We start from the raw sequence: 21,271 nt of genomic DNA, 5'->3' as shown, positions 1-21,271 counted from the left end.
AGCAGAGTTAAAGGCATTATTTAATACCCAAGGGAGAGACGATTGACTTTAATATAACCTTCTGTGCCTGCTGGTGATATATCCGCATTGATAACTGACATTGAGTATTGGGCGCTTAACTCAGACAACCAGTTAATGAAAAGATCAAATTCAACATCACTGATCTGCACTTCAACTTGCTCATTACGGTTGATAATACGCGAGAAAATGATGCCCTTTTGTCGTGCGCTTATATTGACTATCTGAGTTACATTCTGGTTTTGACTAACAGCAGACTGTTGCCCTACTCCAGCGCTAACTAACAGGGTTGCGCGTTGCTTGGTGGAGAATAATATTTGCTGGCTTCGTTGCAATTGATTTTGACTGTGCTCCAGCCCGGTAGACAACGGCTGCCATATACCCCAGTAAATAATGGCGATCAATAGCAGAAAAGCGGCAACTAATGACAATTGCTGCTCTTTTTCACTAATACTTTCCCACCAAGAGTTAAAACGCTCAACCATTATTTTTTCCTTATTATAAATACGCCATTAGCGTCAATCATATTTTCCCAACAAAAGTTAAAACGCTCAACCATTATTTATCCCTTATCATAAGTACATCACTCATACTTTCCCAACAAAAGTTAAAACGCTCAACCATTATTTTTTCCTTATCATAAGTACTTCACTCATACTTTCCGAGCAAAAATTAAAATACTCAACCATTATTTTTGCGTTATCGTTAGTACTCCACTAACGCCCGTCTTACTGTTATTTAACGCGCCTTGCTCTGCGCTTAAATGCTCAGGCAGATCCGTTGTAAACGTTTCAAAGGATTGAAAACTCGGCGCGGTGAGTGCTAGCTGCAGCTGTTGTTTTTTACTGTCAAATTTCAAACTGTTAATTTGAAATTTTTTGAGAGATGTCAGCGCAGGTGAAAGGTCATTCAGAACAGTTAAAAAATCAAACTCCCGACTGCTCCCTTGAAGTTGTTTTTGCATTACTTCAAGCTTGTGACGGATCCGTGCATATTTTAATTTACTTTCCCCAGGGAAGGCTTGACTATAAATAGTTTCAACCTGCTGCTGGATCAACTCAGTTTCGGCCTGAACCTGTAAGGTTTTGCTATAAATATTGATCACAGATACGGTAAACAGTATAGCGCCAACAATGGCCGGCACTCGCCATTTTTTAATATACGGGTTAGCCGCTTTTGCGGGTTTAAATTCACCCGTCAGCATATTAACGGTATTGTTTTTAGTTCCTACCGCTAACAACTCCATCGGTAAAATAGCATCATGAGCAGACCACTGACCCACGGCGTTTTCAATAATCGGGCTGTAACTTTCTATTCGGGGTGCAGAAACTCCATCTGCTAAATTTGTTAACTTGCTCGTTAAAATTGTATTGAGCATAGAGACATCGCAACTCCAGGTGATATCCGCAGTTTCTCTTATTAACCACTGCTCTCCAAGCTGCACCGCCTGCCAAGGTCCGGACTCAGACAGAGGTAAAGTTAACCCCTCCGGAATAAACTGTTTACACTGAACTTGTGCATTTTCTAACCATTCAAGCCAGTGATGCATTTGTTGTTTATCACAAATAGCCACATGGACAGAATGAGTCTCTTTGGCAATGACGTTAAAATGCAGTTTTTCCACATCAGAGGCTAACTCTTCTTCAACTAAATAAGGCAAAGCCTGCTGCATTTGACGATTAAAAGCGCCTTTAATGACCACTTTTTTGATACAGACATCGACTCCCGGTAATAAACAGATGACTCGTCGTTGCAATGCTTTTTCTGTCAGCGTGCTCAACTGCTCGGCATTATCCACTTCACCCGATGCAATAATTTCATTTTCACTGTCAGACCATATCAGCCAATAATTTTTTTGTGATGCACTGCTTGCTAAGCGAATAACTAATCGTTCAGTCACTAAGAACCTCCACATTATCAGTGGTCATTGGCGCATCTAATATCGATTGAATGTGTAATGCTAAATTCATTTAAATCCACCTGATTTGTAACGGATGACGGTTGCATTCTCTGATTCAATTTGGTACAAAAAATTAACCGCCATTAATCTATCTTCAAATTCAACAATTCCATTTAATTGAAAAAACTCACTACTGACAGCTAATTTTGACTTTAAAGATGACGATACAGACAAACCATCAAATAGGCTATTATCTAAAAAATCAGAAATGCTGAGCCAACCACTGATTGGCCGGTTTTCTAATAAGGTTTTAAAATCAGAAACAGCCAGATCATGATCCGCCTTAAATAAAGCGTATAAGATCTCAGACTGCTCCACACTAACAGTGTTCACATTAATTGTTTGTTTAGTAGAGGGAACAGCACATAAATAGGGCGCTATTTTTTCATATGTTTTTTGTCCTACCCCCTGCACGGCACGCAGTTCACTAATATCAACCATTAAACTGTTCGCAGCTAAATATGCAACACTCAAGCCTTGATAAAAGCTATCTTCAGCACCTTGGGATGCCTCACTTTGATCATCACTATCAATCCAATCTCGAGTTGATTCAGCAATCATCTCAGCACCATAATCATTTACGCCAAGCGCTTCTAATAAGTACTGAAACTGAGTTACCGCCACATCTGTGGTAACGTTATTGACATTAAAACAACTACGCAGATCCTTAATCTCTAATGCCAGAGAGCCGTTATCAAGCGGGAAGACAGCATTAGGTGTTGCCCATATTTGATCCAAACTAACCACGTCACTATCTGAAAAATCCTGATTTAAAATCATTTTCCCAAAGTCTGCCGAAGCCTGCCCGTACCAATAGACTTTTTGTGAAAAAACTAATCCTTCAGTACGCTTTAAACTCATGGTCAGCCGACCAGTCATAGTGCCTGCCACGGTTACCATAATCGCCAAAATCAGCATCACAGTAATAAGCGCAACACCGCTTTGCTTTTTATTTTTAGCCGGCATCATTGTTTAATAACCCCGCCTGCAGAGATTAAAAAAGCACGGCGAATTTCATCATAGCGTTTGCTGGTAAAAGTAATTTCAATACCTTCCGGAAGGCTTGTGTCAGGGCTCCAGACACTTTTCCATCCGTTATTCCAAAAACGGAAACTGAGCGTACTGATATCATTTAATAATACTTGAACTTCTGGTTCTTGCCCTGTAACCAGATCTGGATAAAGAAAATACAGACGTTGTAATTGCCCTTCTTGAAGTCGGTAACGTACCCGCACGATATTAGAGCGGGGCAGTAAATTAAGCGGATTTTGCCACCCGAGACGATTAAATTCAATGCCCTGATCTTCTGAACCATACAACGATCTACCTGCTGTGATAGCGCGTAATGTTTCATCATCGCTACTGCCGTCACGGGAAGCACGCGCAACAATCTGTGTAAAATCTTGTTCAATAATAAGCATTGCACGTTGCAATTTGGTTAATGCATCACTGTGCTCTTTACTTATTTCACTGCTACGTAATACTCCCTGTAAGACTTGATAAGCGGTCAAACTAAGCATTGCAAAAATCATGATCGCCACCAGGACTTCCAGCAGCGTAAATCCCTTTATTGACTTTTTACCTGCTCGGTTACTCTGCGACAATGTAAGTCCTAATATAAGCGAGTGCGCTCCCTTCTTTTTTAGTGCTCACTTCAATATCCAATGCTTGCAAACTATCATTACTGGTTTTCACTGTCTGATAACGTAAATACCAAGTATTTCCAGCAAACTCTTCAGTATCATTTTGCCAATCTGCAGAGGGCCAGGTTTGTTGTAATTTCAAGTCTACCAAACGGTTACTGGCAACCCACAAGGCAAACGTTTTATCCTGCAGATAAGCCTGATTATTTAATGTGCCTGAAGCCGCGTTCATCACCGCGAGTCCTGCTGTCGCTAAAATAACCAGGGCCAGCATAACCTCAAGTAAAGTCATACCTCTGTGTTTAGACATAACCGAGTATCGTTTTACCTTCATTCGGTGCTCAGCTCGGCAATAGAAATTGCACCATTCATACTCACTGAAACTGTCATTGCTTGCTCTTCAGCATCATTATCGACCTTTGAAAAGATCAATGAAAAAGGGGATACCTCACCACTGGACATCACATAGACCTGAGGCGCTAAGGTTTCCAATGTATTATCAGCTTCAATCTCAATAAGTTCTGATTCTTCAATAAAACTGTCCTGCTCAAGGTTGTTGAGATCACCCCAAACCGAATCAGACAGCCTATATTCGAGAGCAATCGACTCGGGTAATCCGATTGCTCTCTCTATTTCACCGACCCGAGCAGCTAACCAGCGTTGCTTCGCATAATTATAAACAGCAAATTGGTAACTGTTATTTTTCATCACTAACCCGAGCTCATTACCGGAAATCAGCGCCTCATCTTCGGCAAATTGTAATAACGTTGCAAAGCGCTGTGCCTGCCAGCTGACATTGTTTTCAGAGTTTAAATTATTAGGCAAAGTCATTACCACCGCAAGCGAAGCCATGCCTATTAATAACACCACCAACATCACCTCCAGCAGAGTGAAGCCGGACTGCCGAATATTTTTAAAATGCTTTTTATAGAGCAAAATCGGGCTTATTTACCATCCAAGTTCCAGTTGCCAATATCATCATCGGTGTCTTCCTCACCATCTCGGCCAACAGAAAAAACATCAATTCTTCCCTGCTCTCCGGGGCTGACCAGCAGATAATCATTACCCCATGGGTCTTGCGGTAGGCGTCTGATGTAACCATCTTCCCTATAATTACGGGGGGTTGGTGTGCCACTCGGCTCTTCGACCAAAGCATTCAACCCTTGATCCGTAGTTGGATAATAACTGTTATCTAAGCGATACATATCTAAAGCATTTTCTAGTGCAACCAGATCTGATACCACTTTTTGACGATCGGCTTTGTCTTTATTGCCCATCAGATTAGGCACTACCAGGGAGGCTAATATTCCTAAAATAACAATAACCACCATGATCTCAAGTAAGGTAAAACCTTTTTGGTTATTTCTGTGTTTTTTATTGTTGCTCTTCACTATCTTGCCCCTAAATTTTGTTATTTAAATTTAAACTTGCTGTTAGACCAGCACTATCTAGCTAAGTTCGATTCTCATCTTATTTAACCCGATACCATATTATTCAGCTGTAAAATGGGTTGCAATATTGCCATTACGATAAACAAAACGATACCAGCCATCGAGACTACCAGAGCGGGTTCAAAAATACCCAGTGCAATTGTCACCTGCGCTGCAAACTGCTTGTCCTGATTATCAGCAGATCGTTCAAGCATACTGCCAAGTTCTCCACTGCGCTCTCCACTTTTTATCATATGTAACATCATTGGCGGAAACAATTTTGTACTGTCTAAGGCTTGCCCTAGACTTGTGCCTTCGCGAACATGCTCCGTCGCCTCTCCTACTTTAAGACGTATAAATTGATTGCTTAATACATTCCCGGCTATCGACAGAGCCTCTAATAACGGCACGGCACTGCTGTTTAGAATACTCAAGGTGCGAGCAAAACGAGCGGTATTGAGTTCGTTGGCAACCCCTCCGATAACCGGAAACTTGAGCAATTTTTGATCAAATAATAGCTGGTTTTGCGGTTTTTTAAGTAATCGTTTGATAATTATCAGCGCAGCGCCTAAAAGGATCACCACGTATAACCCATAACTGTTTAAACCATCACTGGCGGCAATTAAAAATCTAGTTGAAGCCGGCAGCTCCGCGCTCATATGCTCAAACTGCCCGACCACTTGCGGGACTACCGAAGTCAATAAAATTGCCACCACAGAAATCGCAACCAGGGTTAATATCAACGGATAAATCAACGCCTGCATCATTTTGCTTTTCATCTCCTGACGTTGCTCAGCGTAATCTGCCAAACGATCCAGCACCTGGTCCAGATGTCCTGATTTTTCACCCGCCGCGACCATCGAACAAAACAGGTTATCAAAAATCAAGGGAAATGCGCGCATACTGTCTGCCAGACTATGTCCTTCAAGTACCCCGCCGCGCACAGATACTATCATGGCCTTTATTTTAGGTTTATCACACTGCTCAGCCACGGCATATAGACACTCCTCGAGGGGAATGGCTGATGCAACCAGAGTCGATAATTGACGCGTCATTAAGGCTAAATCCGCGGTTTTTATTTTATGGTTGAATAAACTTCCTGCTTTTTTTGGAGATTCACTGCTAACGACTTCAATTTCAAGGGGCGTTAAACCCGTTGTGCGTAACTGTTGCCGTAACAAGCGTGCCGAATCGGCCTCTTGTGTGCCTTTTTTCAGCTTTCCCCGTTGATCAATTGCTTTATAAGAAAACGTTGCCACATCAATCCTCTCTGCTTACACGTAGAACTTCTTCCAAGGTGGTCACTCCTGCTAACACTTTGGCTAAACCATCATCACGAATACTGGGAGTGCGTCGGCGAATTAATTTTTCGACCGCCTGCTCTCCTGCTTCAGAATGAATTAATTCGCGAACATGCTCATCAACGATTAATAACTCATGGATACCGGTACGCCCTCGATAACCCGTTTGATTACAGTAAGAGCATCCAACCGCTTGATAGATAATTGTATTATCAGTTTCCTGTAATCCTAAAATCTCATTTTCTTGGGTTGTTGTGCTGTGCGCTTGTTTACACTCAGGGCATAAACGCCTGACTAATCGTTGCGCTAAAACCCCCAATAAACTTGAAGATAATAAAAACGGTTCAACCCCCATATCACGCAAACGCGTAACCGCGCCAACAGCACTATTGGTATGCAGAGTTGATAAAACCAGATGTCCGGTTAAACTGGCTTGTACGGCGATCTGCGCAGTTTCTAAATCACGAATCTCCCCAATCATAACAACATCGGGATCCTGACGTAAAATTGCCCGCAATCCCCGCGCAAACGTCATGTCTACTTTGGTATTTACCTGGGTTTGTCCAACACCATCAATGGCATACTCAATAGGGTCTTCAACGGTGAGGATATTACGATCTTTAGAGTTTATCTCCAATAAACCGGCGTACAAGGTTGTACTTTTACCTGAACCTGTCGGTCCCGTGACCAGAATGATGCCATGGGGTTTATGGATCAGATCGCGCACCAGCTGGTGATTTTTTTCCGTCATGCCTAAGGTTGCAAGATCTAGTTTAATGACATTCTTATCTAATAAACGCAGTACAACTCGCTCCCCATGACTCGAAGGCATGGTTGAAACACGCACATCAACCGCTCGACCACCAATACGGATGGAAATACGGCCATCCTGTGGCACCCGCTTTTCAGCAATATCTAACTTCGCCATTACTTTAATACGAGAAACCAATAAGTTAGCCAACTTACGTTGCGGTTTGAGAATTTCTCGTAAAACACCATCAATACGGAAGCGGATAACTAAACTATTTTCAAAGGTTTCGATATGAATATCAGAAGCTTCTTCTTTAATCGCTTCACCCAACATGGCGTTAATTAATTTAATAATCGGAGCATCATCTTGGGTTTCTAATAAATCCTCATCCCTGGGCAATTCATCTGCCAGGGTAAAAAGATTATCACTACCAATATCTTCCATCAATTGCTGCGCTTGCGAAGAGGAAGTTTGATAAGCGATTGTCACTAACTTCTCAAAACGGACATTGTCGACCTGTTTTAAAGTAAATTCACAACCTATGGCTCGACGTACTTCAAGTATCAAATCAGCTGCAGGTGGGATCTTGTAACAAAGCTGCACATCGTCATTTTCATAAAAAAGCACTAGCTCATGTTTTTTTGAGAACTGAAAAGGTAACTGGCCACCCGGCGTGACTTCAATAAACTCAGGTTCATTAATGCTCGCCGTTTGCAGCGTTTTGTGTTCAACCTCGACCATTAGTTCACTCTTTCTGTTGTTGGTTGTGTGCTTTTACTTTCTGCCCTGTTGAAACTATCCGGGTTAATTTCATAACTTTGTCCCCATTCAGGCAGCACCGGAGGAATAGCGTTAGGCATCAAATTAACACCCACATCACGCTGCCTTTCCTGAATCGCTCGAATTAAACTGTATTTTCGCGTACTGAGCTCCATCATGGTCTGATCATCCCGAATAATAGACGCGCGCAGGAAAACCATTAGATTACGTTTCTCTGTAGTACTTTCTGTGGACCTGAACAGAAATCCCACCAGGGGGATATCCCCCAATAAAGGGACTTTCTGAACAGTCTCATTGACTTCTTCGTTAATCAAACCACCTATGACTATCGTTTCACCTGATTTTGCTAATACGGTGGTTTTCACTGAACGAGTTGCAAAAATAACATCCACCGCCGAGGTATCATTTTTAATATTTGAAACTTCCTGTTCAATGACCATCTGCACTGAATCCCCTTCATTAATTTGCGGGGTTACGGTGAGTTTGATACCGACCTCTTTGCGTTCAATTGTTTGGAATGGATTATCATTAGTTGCGCTGGAAGTTGAGCCGGTTAAAACCGGCACTTCATCACCGACAATAAAACTGGCTTCCTGATTATCCATGGTTGTGATGCTCGGGGTCGCTAATATATTGGAGGTTGTAGCTGTACTCAATGCTTGTAATACGGCACCCCAATCGTTGTCAATAAACCCAAAAATCCCTCCAGAAATTTGGGATATAGCAGAAATAGCAGAATCATCGTCCTGTGAACCCGCGACAATATCACCGGTCGTAACAGCACTATCCTGAAATTGTGTTCCACCATAGGACGATCCCCACTGAACGCCAAGATTAATGCCATCACCTTCAGAAACCTCTACGATAATCGCTTCAACTAAAACTTGTGCACGGCGAATATCTAATTGACGAATAATACTGGTTAATGATGACATCAGAGCCGGTTGTGCAGAAACAACGATCGCATTAGTTCCTTCGTGCGCTTCGATACTGAGATTCGATTGTTCCGCGGCTGTGCTTCCCTGAGGACTATCAATACTTTGGCTAACGCCCTTTAATACATCAACCACTTTTTGGGCATTCGCATATTTAAGATAAAAAACACGCGTATTACCCTCATTTAAGAGCTCAGCATCTAGTGATTTAACTAATTTAACGATCCGTGCTCGAGTTTTAGGTTCACCGCTGATAATAAGAGAGTTAGTACGTTCATCGGCCACCAGTCGAGGTTGTAAGACAGTCGGCGTAGTACTTTTTGTACCGCTTCCTGATTTTTGAATAGAATCGACAATTTTAACCATTTCCAGTGCGCTGGCATATTTAAGTTTGATGATATCAACTTCCTGGTCGCCTGCTTTATCGACCCGATTGACAATCTCTACCAAACGATTAACAACCGCAGCGCGACCGGTGATCATTAATACGTTAGAAGGGTCATAATGCACCACATTACCACCGCCGGCATTATCATTTAATTGCCGTAATAGAGGAGCTAACTCACGGACGGAAACGTTAGTAACAGGGACTACCCGCGTCACCATTTGGTCACCGGAGAACATTGTACCGTCGTCAACAACCGGAATAGCGGCTGTTTTAGCATCTTTAGATTTAACCACTTTGACTATGCCATTATCCATTTCAACAACAGCAAAACCATACACCTCTAATACATTTAAGAAAAACTGATAATACTGCTTTTCATTCAATAAATCATAACTACGAACATTGATGCTGCCACGCACCGACGGATCTAATATGATGGTTTTATTTAAATTTTTACCAACAATGTTGATAAATTCATTAATATCCGCATTTTTGAAACTGGCTGAATATTCAGTGGCAGATGCACGCCCTAAATTTAACGCGCACATCAATAAAACCAATAAACTTACAATTAATCGCTTAGATAATTTTTTTTGTATCCTGAAAGTGATCATCTTTATTAAAACTCCAAATTATTACTGTCACGGCAAATTAACGAGTTACACTCTAAAATAGAGTGCTGCAAAATCATTCTAGTATAATTATGGAATACTAAAATACAGTTCATATAACTGACCCTCGCGATCAACTGTTAAGCTAATATCTGTCATGGTTGGGAACTCTTTCATTAAAGACATCGACTCTGCCAAATTTGTCAGATCAACACCATTTAACTCGACGACTAAATCTCCAGCTTCTAAACCTGCTTGTTCAAATAATTCAGGATCTTTACCTGGATTTATGCGGTAGCCTTTAATTTCGCCATTCTCCCGCACAGGTGAAATACTCACGTAGTTAGTTAACTTACCGGGATCTTTTAATATCTCATCACGGTCTAAGTCAATGGTGTTTGATTCGCTAACGCGAGTTACTTGTTCTGCAACAGGTTGAACGTTTCGGGCTGATTGTGCTTTATCCGCTTCAAGTCCATCCAGCATTAATACCTGATAAACACCATTTTCATCGAGAACGATGTGATCCTCATAAATTTCATAAACAGAAGCGCTGGTACCTTCAATCTTGGAGTCAATAAAATAGCTGTCCTGTTTGCCTTTGTAGGAAATAATTGCACTGGAATAGCGTGGTTCAGAAGCCGCGACCACGCCGGCCAAACTTAAGTTCAGTTTCGTTACCTTCATGGTCTCAGGCGGTAATTTCTTCTTAGGCCTCACACTGGATACCACTTTTTTCCCAAAAAGCTGAAGATCCTTAATCTGCTCACTATTAACTTTATTAGCGCTGTTTAGCCCGGTGATTTGGGGAGCAGTCCACTGCACCTCATATTTTTCCACAGGCAATAAAGACCAGGTAAATAAGGCAAACTGGTATGCCAGTAAAGCTCCTAACAAGAGCAATGTCATATTTGGCAGTTTTTGTACAAAAATGGATAATGGCACTAAAATATCCTGTTTAATTTAAAATTATTGATTAGAGAAGAAAATATAAAATTAAGGATTATACCCTGCTACATTTTTATTTATAAGAGGAGCCCGCCTTCCTAAGTTAACTAATTCTCGCACGTTGTGCTTTAAAATGCATATTAACCTTATATATCATACAAGTATATAAGTGGAAAACGGCAGATAAGAAAAAGTCAAATGCACCTGAACAATAAATAGACTATGGTTTATTTATTAAGTATAGGCAAAAAAATCATGGTGAAAAATGCTAATTTGTTATACTCAATGTTCATCAACAAAGGTTGAAAAATGACTGATAAAAAGATTCGTTTAGATAAGTGGTTATGGGCAGCCCGTTTTTACAAAACCCGCAGCACGGCACGAGATATGATTCAGGGCGGCAAAGTACGCTTTAACGGACAGCGTGCTAAAGCAAGTAAGATAGTTGAACTAGATGCAATATTATCAATCCGTCAGGGAGATATAACAAAACAGGTTTCAGTGGAGATTTTGTCTGAACAACGCCGCGCAGCACCTATTGCCGAAACATTATATAAAGAAACAGCTGACAGTATAAAAAAACGTGAAGAATACCAAACCTTGCGTAAACTCAGTTTACAAAATGCACCGCATCCCGATAAAAAACCAAATAAAAAACAGCGTCGAGAGTTAATTCAGGCAAAAGTACAACGTAATACAGCTAACTTCGATTAATATTATCCGGCGATTTGCGAATACAAAGCCCAATAACAGCAGGCGCAACACCAATTTAATTCTGAGCAAATATAAAACGACTTTAACAGAGAGTAAAAAGATCATGAGTGACCAACTACAACGCTTTATTTTTGATGATTACCAAATTCGGGGTGAAATAGCCCGGGCTCATAATAGTTTTAACGAAATTATTGAAAAACATGACTATAGCGCTGAAGTCGCTAATCTTGTTGGTGAGTTATTAATCGCAACTAGCCTGATAACGGCAACATTAAAATTCGCTGGCAAAATCACCGTGCAGTTACAGGGTGATGGTCCCTTAAAGACGGCGGTTATAAACGCCAATCAAAATCTCGAAGTGCGCGGCACAGCCACTGTGACAGGCGACACTTCGGGTTTGTCTTTTAAACAACTGGTTGGTAAAGGGCATTTAATGATTACTATCTCACCTGAAGAGGGTGAGCGTTACCAAGGCATTGTTGCTTTGGAGAAAGATTCCTTAAGTACATGTTTAGAGGATTATTTTATTAAATCGGAGCAATTAGCAACGCGCATCATTTTACACGCCAGTGTTGAAGACTCAGCACAAGCTGCCGGATTATTATTACAGACATTACCTGCAGTTAATGAAAATCATGAGCAGGACTTTCAACACGTTTCTGCATTAGCTTCTACGGTGAAAGAAGAAGAACTTTATACTCTGGAAAACGATGAATTACTGTATCGTTTATACCATCAGGAAAAAGTGACCTTGTTTACAGCTCAATCAATTAGCTTTAAATGTAGCTGCTCAAAAGAACGCTGCTTAACATCGCTCGCTTCAATCACAGCGAAAGAAATCCTTGAAATGTTGAATGAACAGGGCAGTATTGATATGCACTGTGAATATTGTGCCAGCAATTATCATTTTGAGAAGGATGATTTACAAATATTGCTGCATGACCAACAGGGTATACAGCACTAATAGTCAATAACCAAGGAACAGCTGCTTTAACTGAAAAAGCAGCTGAATAACACAAAAACCGAGGAACCTTTACATTATATTGACGTAAACGCTCTTTTTTAACAAAAACCTCCCATTATTTGAACTAGATCGACTAAACACAACCTCTAATACCTTACCCTGTCAGTACCATTTTTATCCAATCTAATGGGCCGATAATATTCATTAGATAAACACTACCCGAGGGAAATTGAACATGGCAATGACGAACACATTTTCTGCTGAACAATTAAGTAAATACGGCATCACGAACGTTCCTGAAGTTATCTATAATCCGAGTTATGAAAAGATATTTGCAGAGGAGATGGCAGAACATTTACAGGGGTTTGAAAAATGTACCGTCACTTCAAATGGTACTGTAGCGGTTGATACGGGTATTTTTACTGGTCGCTCTCCAAAAGATAAATATATTGTCAAAGATGATACAACTCGCGATACGGTTTGGTGGAGTGACCAGGGTAAAAATGATAATAAAGCTATCGATCAGAGCACTTGGAATGATTTAAAAGAAATAGTAAGTAAAGATCTTTCCTCTAAACAACTCTTTGTTGTTGACGCTTTTTGCGGTGCCAATGAAAACTCCCGCTTAAAAGTTCGTTTCATTATGGAAGTTGCCTGGCAGGCACATTTTGTAACCAACATGTTCATCCGCCCTACACAAGATGAACTTGTTGATTTTGAACCTGATTTTGTTGTAATGAATGGCTCTAAAACCACCAATCCAGGGTGGCAGGCTCACGGATTAAACTCTGAGAACTTCGTTGCTTTTAATCTTACGGAAAAAATTCAATTAATAGGAGGCACCTGGTACGGCGGAGAAATGAAAAAAGGGTTATTTTCAGTAATGAATTACCTGTTACCCCTTAACGGCATGGCATCTATGCATTGTTCTGCAAATGTCGGTGAAGCCGGCGATACTGCCATTTTCTTTGGTTTATCGGGTACCGGTAAAACCACGCTGTCAACGGATCCAAAACGTAAATTAATTGGTGATGATGAACATGGCTGGGATGATCAGGGTGTGTTTAACTTTGAAGGTGGCTGTTACGCTAAAACCGTCCGTTTAAGCGAAGAAGCTGAACCTGAGATTTTTAATGCGATTAAACGTGATGCATTACTTGAAAATGTGGTTGTTGGCCCTGACGGTGTGGTCGATTATGATGATGCCAGTAAAACTGAAAATGGCCGTGTTTCATACCCCATTTATCATATTGAAAATATTGTTAAACCGGTATCGAAAGCCGGTCATGCACAGAAAGTCATTTTCTTAACTGCCGATGCTTTTGGTGTTTTACCTCCGGTTTCCAAGCTGACTAAAGAACAGGCGCAATATCACTTCCTATCGGGTTTTACCGCAAAATTAGCGGGTACCGAGCGTGGTATTACAGAACCAACACCGACCTTCTCTGCTTGTTTTGGAGCTGCATTTTTAAGCCTGCACCCAACCCAATATGCTGAGCAGTTAGTTAAACGTATGGAAGCGAGCGGTGCAGAAGCATACCTGGTTAATACCGGTTGGAATGGCTCAGGTAAACGGATCTCAATCAAAGATACGCGTGCCATTATTAGCGCTATCTTAGACGGATCAATTGAAGAAGCACCGACTAAAGTCATTCCATACTTTAACTTGGAAGTGCCGCTAGCTTTACCAGGTACACGCAGCGATATTCTTGATCCGCGCGATACCTATGCAACGCCTGCCGAGTGGGAGACAAAAGCGGAAGAGTTATCCAATCTGTTTATTACTAACTTTGCCCGTTATACCGATAAACCAGAGGGACTGGCTCTTGTTTCTGCAGGACCACAATTAAGTAAAGTATCAGCTTAATTTATAATAAAAGTTTCCATTTCAGCCAGTTAAGTTGCCAACTTAACTGGTTTTTTATTGATCAAAAAATACCAATATAATATTTACAACTGCTCAAGCAGATCACTGACTAACTGCACCGCCCCATCATCACAAGCCTGAACCGCTGGATAAGCAAGCATCTGCAATTGCTTAACGACTGTGGTTAAAGGTTCACCGCTTAGCTGCGCAAGCTTAACTTCGACAAAAGGCACCCGCGCACTTAAAAACTGGTTTAAAAAGGGTGTTTCCGGCCAGTCCGGACGTTCGAGACTAATGACCCTTGCCTTTTGATATTTAGCGAGAGCCGCAATTTCACAATAGGTACCATATCCAGGTTTAGTTAAAATAAGATCGCAGCTGCTAAGCAACCATAAAAAAGAAAAGGGTAACTCGGTTATTTGACTCATATCATCGCGTAACGGATCCGCATCTTGATCGATCAACCAATGCCACCCTGTTATACGGGGCCAATTTTCAAGATCCAGGCTAGTCGGCAAACCGCCCAGTGCCACCAAACCAATTTTATCCGTACCCGCAGGTAATTTTTGCAATAACTGCGCACCGGGGGCCGGTGGTTGGCTACAGATACTCGCTACACGTATCTCCTTTTCCAGCATAAACGGCACCGAGGGTAAAGGTTTATAAATAAAATCAACACGTTCATAAATAGAAACCATTTTATCAAAAACAGATTTTGCCTTGGATATCTCTGCTTGTTGGGGATCAAGGCAATATGCTTGATAAATTTGCGCCCAATTAAAAGGTGCCACCGAAGCAGTGGGGATATTCAATTGCAGCGCCGCATCCAAACTGACAGGTGAAATATTGCTGATCAGGCAGTCAGGTTTAATCTTTTCTAAAATCCGCTTCTCTTGCTCAACAGCTTGCTGCCAATTGTTATAAAGCGCTAAATATTTAAGTGCACTGGCTTTTACATCCACCTCAATCGGAGAAACCATCAACATACCAAAATCATTACCCTGCGGTATCAGCTCAAACTCGCAGCAGAGGCGCGATTGTAAATAAAGCTTAGAGACCAAACTGAGCACGGTGATTTTTATATCAGGATGTTGCTTTTTTACCTGGTTAATAACAGCGCATGAAATTGCTGCATGCCCAAAACCATGTGCGGTTATCGAAAAACACAGATGCATAAAAAACTCCATTTAGAATGGTTATAAAAAACGTCACAAAGTATCCCTCTGCTGGACAATAATTTCCGTAACAGCTTTACAGATAAAATTTCAGGCAGTATGGTTAGCTAAAGTATACCATTATGTTTTTATGAGGTTTACCTATCAAAAATCAGTAACATCAGGAAGCTACTCCAGAGGAGATCAGCCTGATAAACAGGCTCCTGCTCTAGACCTTCTTTTACAAATTTATTTGTTTTGCTCCATGTTCTAATAGCAAAAGGATTAATGAAGTAATCAATGATTGCGAAGGAAAAATCAGCACTAATAAGGCGAGAGCTGCATTCGATCATTGTTTTCACTTCTCAAAAATCGTATGCAACGATTTTGAACAGCTTCAGCTGGCCACTAAGTGGTGAAGAACAGGATGTTCTGAATAAAACTCACAACGCAATTAAGGACAATTTTAACCTGCAAGGCTGATCACCTTTTTAGCTTTTTTTGGTATAACAGCAGTATCTTATTTTTTATCTATCTTAGGAATTCTATTATGAAAGTTGCCATGTTCAGTACACGCAATTATGATATTAAACATTTCGATCCACTCTTAACCGTTCAACAGGATCCAATACAGATAAAGTATTTTGATACCCGCTTGGATTTTCACACCAGTCGGCTGGCTAAAGGTTATGATGCGGTCTGTGCATTCGTAAACGATGATCTTTCCGGCCCGGTATTAACTGAACTTGCAAACCTGGGTATCAAGTTAATCCTGATGCGCTGTGCAGGTTTTAACAATATAGATTTAGCGGTTAGCAAACAATTGGGCCTGACTATTATGCGCGTTCCCGCATACTCTCCGGAAGCCGTTGCCGAACACGCTATCGCCTTAATGATGACCTTAAACAGACGTATTCATAAAGCTTATCTGCGTACTCGTGATGCCAATTTTGCACTCGATGGATTGGTTGGGTTTAATATGCATGGCAAAACCGTAGGTATTATCGGCACGGGCAAAATTGGCGTTGCAACCATGCGTATCCTAAAGGGATTTGGCTGTGAGATATTAGCCTATGACCCATACCCTTGTGCACAGGCCATTGAACTTGGCGCTAACTATGTTTCACTAACAGAATTATTTACCCAAAGTGATGTAATCACTCTGCATTGTCCGTTAACTGACGATAATCATCACCTGCTGAACAGTGACTCTTTTGCACAAATGAAAGAGGGAGTGATGATCATTAATACCAGTCGCGGTGCTTTAATAAATGCCAAAGATTCAATTGATGTGTTAAAAAGTGGGCAAATAGGCGCTTTAGGTCTGGATGTTTACGAAGAAGAAGACTCTCTGTTTTTTAACGATCACTCCAATGAAATTATCACTGATGATGTGTTTCGTCGTTTATCTTCGTGTCACAACGTCATCTTTACGGGCCATCAGGCGTTTTTAACCAAAGAAGCCTTAACCAGTATTGCCCAAATAACGCTGTCGAACTTAAACTGTTTTGTTGCAGGTAAGGTTAATGGTCATGAAATAAATTAACAATGATTATCAAATCCAAATATTTCTATGCATTTATGAAGACTAAAACAGATGCTGAAGAGAGCTAAATTGATGGAATTGGTATAATACCAATTCCACTGATTAGATGATCTATTTAGGCGCCGGAAAAACGCATGAAAGTGAGGCATTGATTGCAGTAACTAGTTATACCAAACACATCAAATAAGTGATCAGCCTTGCTGGTTAAAATCAACCCTATCTTTGTTATGAGTCTTGAAAGGAGAATAACTACTTCCTGCAACTCATGCCTTGCTAGTGTTGATTTTTCCTGCGCAATACAAGATCACATCTTTAATACACTTGGTATTATTCTAAATATACAAAATCGTATGCAACGATTTTGAACAGCTTTAGCTGGCCACGAAGTGGAGAATAACAGGATGTTATGAATCAAATTAATATCAAAGACTAAAACGTAGTTTTATGTCTAGCTAGCATGTGTTTTAACAAGTATAAATGGCATGAATTTAATGGATTTGGTATAACACTAAAAATAGATATTTTTTTGCTGAGGGATTAGCTTAACGGGGTATCTCTATGCAGTTCTTTGATGATTTCAGTGATTGCCAGAATCAATGATGACTTAACGATCTGTTTATTCTGCTCCTGTTTCATTTGCACTATATAATGAGAACTTTCTTCTAATTGATTTTCACTTAAGTTGGCTGGCAGAATTTTATTCACCGCACTAATAGCATGCAAGCGTTCAATGAGTACAGATGAAAGAAACGCTATTGATTCACCTTCTGACTGAACAAACTCTTTTAACTCAATAAACTTCTCAATATCTTTATAGGAATCCTGAGATAACAGCCCCAGCCCATATAACAGTTTGATCCGGATAGGTAAATGAGCCAATGGACCATCACTGCTTAATAAAGGTTCAACAGCATATTTTACTGCATAATCATCTTTTCTAAAGACATTTTGAATTAGAATATCAACGGCATCTTCAAAGAGATCAAAACTGGCGGTAAAAAAATCATAGGCTGTTTGTGCTTCCGAAAGTGTTTCGACAATATCTATATCAAACTTTAAACGCGCAAATTTTGTCATAATTTTCTAATGGAATAAAAAAGTGCCGCAAAAGCGGCACTGGGATTGAGTCATTATTTTAAGCTTTCATAAGCTTGTTCGACTAGTTTAACAGTTTCACTGTCAACAGCCAAACCAGAATAATGTGCTAATGTTTCTGCTAATCCCTTCTCAGCAAACATCGCTTGTAACTCGACAGCTTGAGGGTCTTGATCATTTTTATAAAGGAATGCCGCAGCGATACCTTTAATCAAATGTCCATTAGGTAAGTTATACTCTAATGTGCCATTAAGCGGCTTAATTAAACGATCGTTGGCGCTTAATTTACGAATTGGCTGACGACCAACACGATCCACTTCATCGCGTAAATAAGGGTTAGCAAAACGACCTAATATTTTTTGAATATAAGCCGCATGAGCTTTAGGATCAAAATCATAGCGACGTATTAGAACTTCACCGCTTTCTTCCATGGCAGCTGTTACATCTGCACGGATAGCATCATCTTCAATCGATTCTTTAATGGTTTCGTGACCGGCAAGCACACCTAAGTACGCAGTGATTAGATGTCCGGTATTTAAAGTAAATAATTTACGCTCAACAAATGCCATTAAATTATCAGTGCATTCCATTCCTTTAATGGTTGGAATTTCACCTTTAAACTGAGTTTGATCAACAATCCATTCGCTAAAGGTTTCAACGGTCACCGCTAAAGGGTCGGTTTCTCCCGCTTCAGCTGGCGGCACAATACGGTCAACAGCACAATCAACAAAACCGATTGTCTGGTCGGATTTAGCATGCAAAGACTCAGGAAGATATTTAAATACCTCCGCTTTTAGCTGGCTAGTACCACGGACCATATTTTCACATGCAATAATATTCAACGGGGAATTATTACCGCTGTTTAAACGCAGTTCAATCGCATTAGCAATTGTTTTTGCAATAATATTCAATACGGTAGGACCTACCGCTGTGGTCACTAAATCAGACTCTGCAATAAGTTTAACAATCTCAGGACTCGTTGAATTGATTGCAGTAACATTGCTGACTTTTTCAACAACACACTCTGCACCAACAACATTTACATCATATTCATTTCGCGCTATCAGGGCATTAACAACCGTTTCATTAACATCGGCAAAGGTGACTTGAATACCAGCATCCGATAAAACTTTACCAATAAAACCACGGCCAATATTACCCGCGCCAAAATGTATCGCTTTCATAATAAATATTTCCCTAAATTTAAAATAGGCTAGAAAATCCAGCCTTGAATATTTAGTCGGCAACCTCAACTGAAGTTGCCGCCTTAAGAAGCATCTAGTTAGTTAAAATTTTCAGTACATCTTCTTTATTGACTGTTGTTTTTAAACATTCTATTGCTTCTTCATCATCAAGTGCATTGGTGATGGCAGTGATAACATGAATATGTTCATCACCCTGCGCTGCAATACCAATAACTAGAATTGCAACATCATCTTCATCTTCACCCCATTGAATGCCTGCCGGATACTGACAAAATACGATGCCGGTTTTCAGAACATGTTTTTTTGTTTCAATGGTACCGTGAGGAACCGCAATTGATTCACCTAAATAGGTTGATACTAATTTTTCTCTATTATACATGCCCTGTAAATATTCAGGCTCCACATAGTTTAAAGCAATCAACTGCTCACCGGCAAATTTAATCGCTTCTTCTTTGGTCGCAGGCTTCAGACCCAAGAAGATATTTTTTTCAGTTAACTTTAAAGGACCTTCAGACTTTTTTTCTTCACTTACCGGTGCTTTTGCGGCAGGTGCACTGTTGGCAGATTTAAGCTCTACAACCAAACCATCATACATTGCATTATCTAAAAAGTTAGTTAATGAAATATGATGTGCATTTGGTGCATGTTTACGCGCTCTGTCGGTTAAGTCTTTATGGGTAACAACAATATCAACATCACCGGGAAGATCATTGATAGCCGTATTAATAACTTCAATATTTAAATTTGCAGCCAATACTTTTTTACGTAATAGACTGGCACCCATTGCACTTGATCCCATACCGGCGTCACAAGCAACAATTATTTTGTTAACGGCAGACATATTAACACTAGCGGTTGCTTGGCCTTTAGATTCCTGCTTCATATCGCGTATTTTGTTTGCAGCTTCTTCTAATGCATCTTCTTCACCTTCAACAATTTTCTGTGTTTTCATCAACACCGAGGCGATTAAGAAGGAAACCACAGTAGCAGCAATAACAGCAAGAATAACACCCAAATATGCGCCTTTAGGCGTCATAACCAAAACGGCAAAGATAGAACCGGGAGATGCAGGAGAGATAAGACCGGCATTAAACACGGTAAGTGTGAATACACCCGTCATACCACCACCGATAACGGCTAATAGAAGACGTGGATTCATTAATACATATGGGAAGTAAATTTCGTGGATACCACCAAAGAAGTGGATGATTGCAGCACCAGGAGCAGATTGTTTTGCAGAACCTTTACCGAAAAACATATAAGCAAGTAAAAGACCTAAACCAGGACCCGGATTTGCTTCAATTAAGAAGAAAATAGATTGACCAATAGACTCTGACTGAGCAATACCCAGTGGTGTGAATATACCATGGTTAATGGCGTTATTTAGAAATAAAATCTTAGCAGGTTCAACAAATACAGAGGTCAAAGGAAGCAAGTTATTTTCAACTAAGACATTTACACCCGCAGCAAGCGCAGTAGATAACATCTTAACAGCAGGACCGACAACCATATATGCGATAATGGCAAGGATCATACCAAGGATACCGGCAGAAAAGTTGTTAACCAACATCTCAAAACCGCTTTTCACTTTACCGTGAATGGCAGCATCAAATTTCTTAATTGCCAGACCACTTAATGGACCCACAATCATCGCACCCATAAACATTGGAATATCAGTACCAACGATTACACCCATTGTCGCGATTGCACCTACAACAGCACCACGCTCTCCGGCTATAATTTTACCACCTGTATAACCAATCAAGAGTGGCAGCATGAATTTAATCATCGGCCCAACCATAGTGGCTAATGTTTCATTTGGTATCCATCCCGTCGGAATAAATAGAGCTGTTATTAAGCCCCAGGCGATAAAAGCGCCAATATTCGGCATAACCATATTTGATAATAGGCGGCCAAAGTTTTGCACTCCGACCTTAGATTTTGATGACAGCATAATTTGC

General features: G+C 40.5%; 19 protein-coding genes. 4 read left to right on the top strand and 15 right to left on the bottom strand.

The features are described from left to right. Positions 1–20: 20 nt before the first annotated feature. The 11 genes from ACJAZP_RS04510 to gspC all read right to left on the bottom strand — a co-directional run bounded on the left by ACJAZP_RS04510 (position 21) and on the right by gspC (position 10,762). A complete protein-coding gene (locus tag ACJAZP_RS04510) occupies positions 21–503 on the bottom strand; it encodes a type II secretion system protein M (RefSeq protein WP_415229545.1) in 483 nt (160 codons plus the stop codon). A gap of 203 nt (positions 504–706) precedes the next feature. Next, positions 707–1,918 (bottom strand): type II secretion system protein GspL, encoded by a 1,212-nt coding sequence (gspL, locus tag ACJAZP_RS04505; protein WP_415229544.1) that lies wholly within the window; start codon positions 1,916–1,918, stop codon positions 707–709. A gap of 66 nt (positions 1,919–1,984) precedes the next feature. Continuing rightward, on the bottom strand, positions 1,985–2,947 hold the full coding sequence (gene gspK / locus ACJAZP_RS04500; RefSeq protein WP_415229543.1) for a type II secretion system minor pseudopilin GspK: 963 nt from the start codon (positions 2,945–2,947) through the stop codon (positions 1,985–1,987). Beyond that, positions 2,944–3,582, bottom strand: coding sequence for a type II secretion system minor pseudopilin GspJ (gene gspJ / locus ACJAZP_RS04495; protein WP_415229542.1), 639 nt, complete (start codon positions 3,580–3,582; stop codon positions 2,944–2,946). Before gspJ ends, gspK begins: the two co-directional genes overlap by 4 nt. Then, positions 3,569–3,931 carry a type II secretion system minor pseudopilin GspI gene (gspI, locus tag ACJAZP_RS04490; RefSeq protein ID WP_415229541.1) on the bottom strand — a complete coding sequence of 121 codons (363 nt, stop codon included), beginning with the start codon at positions 3,929–3,931 and terminating at the stop codon, positions 3,569–3,571. Before gspI ends, gspJ begins: the two co-directional genes overlap by 14 nt. 20 nt (positions 3,932–3,951) lie before the next feature. After that, entirely contained in the window at positions 3,952–4,557 is a 606-nt protein-coding gene (gspH, locus tag ACJAZP_RS04485) for a type II secretion system minor pseudopilin GspH (RefSeq protein ID WP_415229540.1), read from the bottom strand. 8 nt (positions 4,558–4,565) lie between these two features. Beyond that, entirely contained in the window at positions 4,566–5,012 is a 447-nt protein-coding gene (gene gspG, locus ACJAZP_RS04480) for a type II secretion system major pseudopilin GspG (RefSeq protein WP_415229539.1), read from the bottom strand. Positions 5,013–5,095: 83 nt separating this feature from the next. Further along, complete coding sequence (gene gspF, locus ACJAZP_RS04475) at positions 5,096–6,310, bottom strand: type II secretion system inner membrane protein GspF (RefSeq protein ID WP_415229538.1); 1,215 nt, start codon at positions 6,308–6,310, stop codon at positions 5,096–5,098. 1 nt (position 6,311) lies between these two features. Beyond that, on the bottom strand, positions 6,312–7,844 hold the full coding sequence (gene gspE / locus ACJAZP_RS04470; RefSeq protein WP_415229537.1) for a type II secretion system ATPase GspE: 1,533 nt from the start codon (positions 7,842–7,844) through the stop codon (positions 6,312–6,314). Beyond that, on the bottom strand, positions 7,844–9,754 hold the full coding sequence (gene gspD, locus ACJAZP_RS04465; protein ID WP_415229536.1) for a type II secretion system secretin GspD: 1,911 nt from the start codon (positions 9,752–9,754) through the stop codon (positions 7,844–7,846). The genes gspE and gspD overlap by 1 nt, the downstream gene beginning before the upstream one ends. Before the next feature lie 153 nt (positions 9,755–9,907). After that, entirely contained in the window at positions 9,908–10,762 is an 855-nt protein-coding gene (gspC, locus tag ACJAZP_RS04460; protein WP_415229535.1) for a type II secretion system protein GspC, read from the bottom strand. A gap of 312 nt (positions 10,763–11,074) precedes the next feature. On the opposite strand from gspC, the gene hslR reads away from it, so the two are divergent. The 3 genes from hslR to pckA all read left to right on the top strand — a co-directional run bounded on the left by hslR (position 11,075) and on the right by pckA (position 14,310). Further along, complete coding sequence (gene hslR, locus ACJAZP_RS04455) at positions 11,075–11,479, top strand: ribosome-associated heat shock protein Hsp15 (protein WP_415229534.1); 405 nt, start codon at positions 11,075–11,077, stop codon at positions 11,477–11,479. 103 nt (positions 11,480–11,582) lie between these two features. Then, complete coding sequence (gene hslO / locus ACJAZP_RS04450; protein WP_415229533.1) at positions 11,583–12,443, top strand: Hsp33 family molecular chaperone HslO; 861 nt, start codon at positions 11,583–11,585, stop codon at positions 12,441–12,443. 235 nt (positions 12,444–12,678) lie between these two features. Beyond that, complete coding sequence (pckA, locus tag ACJAZP_RS04445; protein ID WP_415229532.1) at positions 12,679–14,310, top strand: phosphoenolpyruvate carboxykinase (ATP); 1,632 nt, start codon at positions 12,679–12,681, stop codon at positions 14,308–14,310. Positions 14,311–14,393: 83 nt separating this feature from the next. Here pckA and ACJAZP_RS04440 read toward each other — a convergent pair whose 3' ends face one another. After that, on the bottom strand, positions 14,394–15,485 hold the full coding sequence (locus ACJAZP_RS04440) for a hypothetical protein (RefSeq protein ID WP_415229531.1): 1,092 nt from the start codon (positions 15,483–15,485) through the stop codon (positions 14,394–14,396). A 529-nt stretch (positions 15,486–16,014) separates the two neighbouring features. On the opposite strand from ACJAZP_RS04440, the gene ACJAZP_RS04435 reads away from it, so the two are divergent. Next, the gene (locus ACJAZP_RS04435; protein ID WP_415229530.1) at positions 16,015–17,010 is read left to right on the top strand and encodes a 2-hydroxyacid dehydrogenase; all 996 of its coding nucleotides are present in this window, start codon (positions 16,015–16,017) and stop codon (positions 17,008–17,010) included. A gap of 537 nt (positions 17,011–17,547) precedes the next feature. On the opposite strand, the gene ACJAZP_RS04430 is transcribed toward ACJAZP_RS04435, so the two are convergent. From ACJAZP_RS04430 to ACJAZP_RS04420, 3 genes are all read right to left on the bottom strand, one after another. Then, positions 17,548–18,087, bottom strand: coding sequence for an MltR family transcriptional regulator (locus ACJAZP_RS04430; protein WP_415229529.1), 540 nt, complete (start codon positions 18,085–18,087; stop codon positions 17,548–17,550). Between the two features lie 53 nt (positions 18,088–18,140). Next, positions 18,141–19,289, bottom strand: coding sequence for a mannitol-1-phosphate 5-dehydrogenase (locus ACJAZP_RS04425; protein WP_415229528.1), 1,149 nt, complete (start codon positions 19,287–19,289; stop codon positions 18,141–18,143). A gap of 94 nt (positions 19,290–19,383) precedes the next feature. Next, positions 19,384–21,264: a PTS mannitol transporter subunit IICBA gene (locus ACJAZP_RS04420; protein WP_415229527.1), complete on the bottom strand. Its 1,881-nt coding sequence runs from the start codon at positions 21,262–21,264 to the stop codon at positions 19,384–19,386. Positions 21,265–21,271: the final 7 nt, after the last annotated feature.

Origin of the sequence: Psychromonas sp., from assembly GCF_047632955.1 — a bacterium.
Taxonomy (GTDB): domain Bacteria; phylum Pseudomonadota; class Gammaproteobacteria; order Enterobacterales; family Psychromonadaceae; genus Psychromonas.
The sequence above is the reverse complement of the archived record's forward strand: the minus strand, read 5'-3'. Positions and strand labels throughout refer to the sequence as shown.

What these genes read in the sequence shown, in the direction of transcription:
- ACJAZP_RS04510 (WP_415229545.1), bottom strand. Translation starts at nt 503, where the DNA reads ATGGTTGAGCGTTTTAACTCTTGGTGGGAAAGTATTAGTGAAAAAGAG.
- gspK (WP_415229543.1), bottom strand. Translation starts at nt 2,947, where the DNA reads ATGATGCCGGCTAAAAATAAAAAGCAAAGCGGTGTTGCGCTTATTACT.
- gspI (WP_415229541.1), bottom strand. Translation starts at nt 3,931, where the DNA reads ATGTCTAAACACAGAGGTATGACTTTACTTGAGGTTATGCTGGCCCTG.
- gspE (WP_415229537.1), bottom strand. Translation starts at nt 7,844, where the DNA reads ATGGTCGAGGTTGAACACAAAACGCTGCAAACGGCGAGCATTAATGAA.
- gspD (WP_415229536.1), bottom strand. Translation starts at nt 9,754, where the DNA reads ATGTGCGCGTTAAATTTAGGGCGTGCATCTGCCACTGAATATTCAGCC.
- hslR (WP_415229534.1), top strand. Translation starts at nt 11,075, where the DNA reads ATGACTGATAAAAAGATTCGTTTAGATAAGTGGTTATGGGCAGCCCGT.
- hslO (WP_415229533.1), top strand. Translation starts at nt 11,583, where the DNA reads ATGAGTGACCAACTACAACGCTTTATTTTTGATGATTACCAAATTCGG.
- pckA (WP_415229532.1), top strand. Translation starts at nt 12,679, where the DNA reads ATGGCAATGACGAACACATTTTCTGCTGAACAATTAAGTAAATACGGC.
- ACJAZP_RS04440 (WP_415229531.1), bottom strand. Translation starts at nt 15,485, where the DNA reads ATGCATCTGTGTTTTTCGATAACCGCACATGGTTTTGGGCATGCAGCA.
- ACJAZP_RS04435 (WP_415229530.1), top strand. Translation starts at nt 16,015, where the DNA reads ATGAAAGTTGCCATGTTCAGTACACGCAATTATGATATTAAACATTTC.
- ACJAZP_RS04430 (WP_415229529.1), bottom strand. Translation starts at nt 18,087, where the DNA reads ATGACAAAATTTGCGCGTTTAAAGTTTGATATAGATATTGTCGAAACA.
- ACJAZP_RS04425 (WP_415229528.1), bottom strand. Translation starts at nt 19,289, where the DNA reads ATGAAAGCGATACATTTTGGCGCGGGTAATATTGGCCGTGGTTTTATT.
- ACJAZP_RS04420 (WP_415229527.1), bottom strand. Translation starts at nt 21,264, where the DNA reads ATGCTGTCATCAAAATCTAAGGTCGGAGTGCAAAACTTTGGCCGCCTA.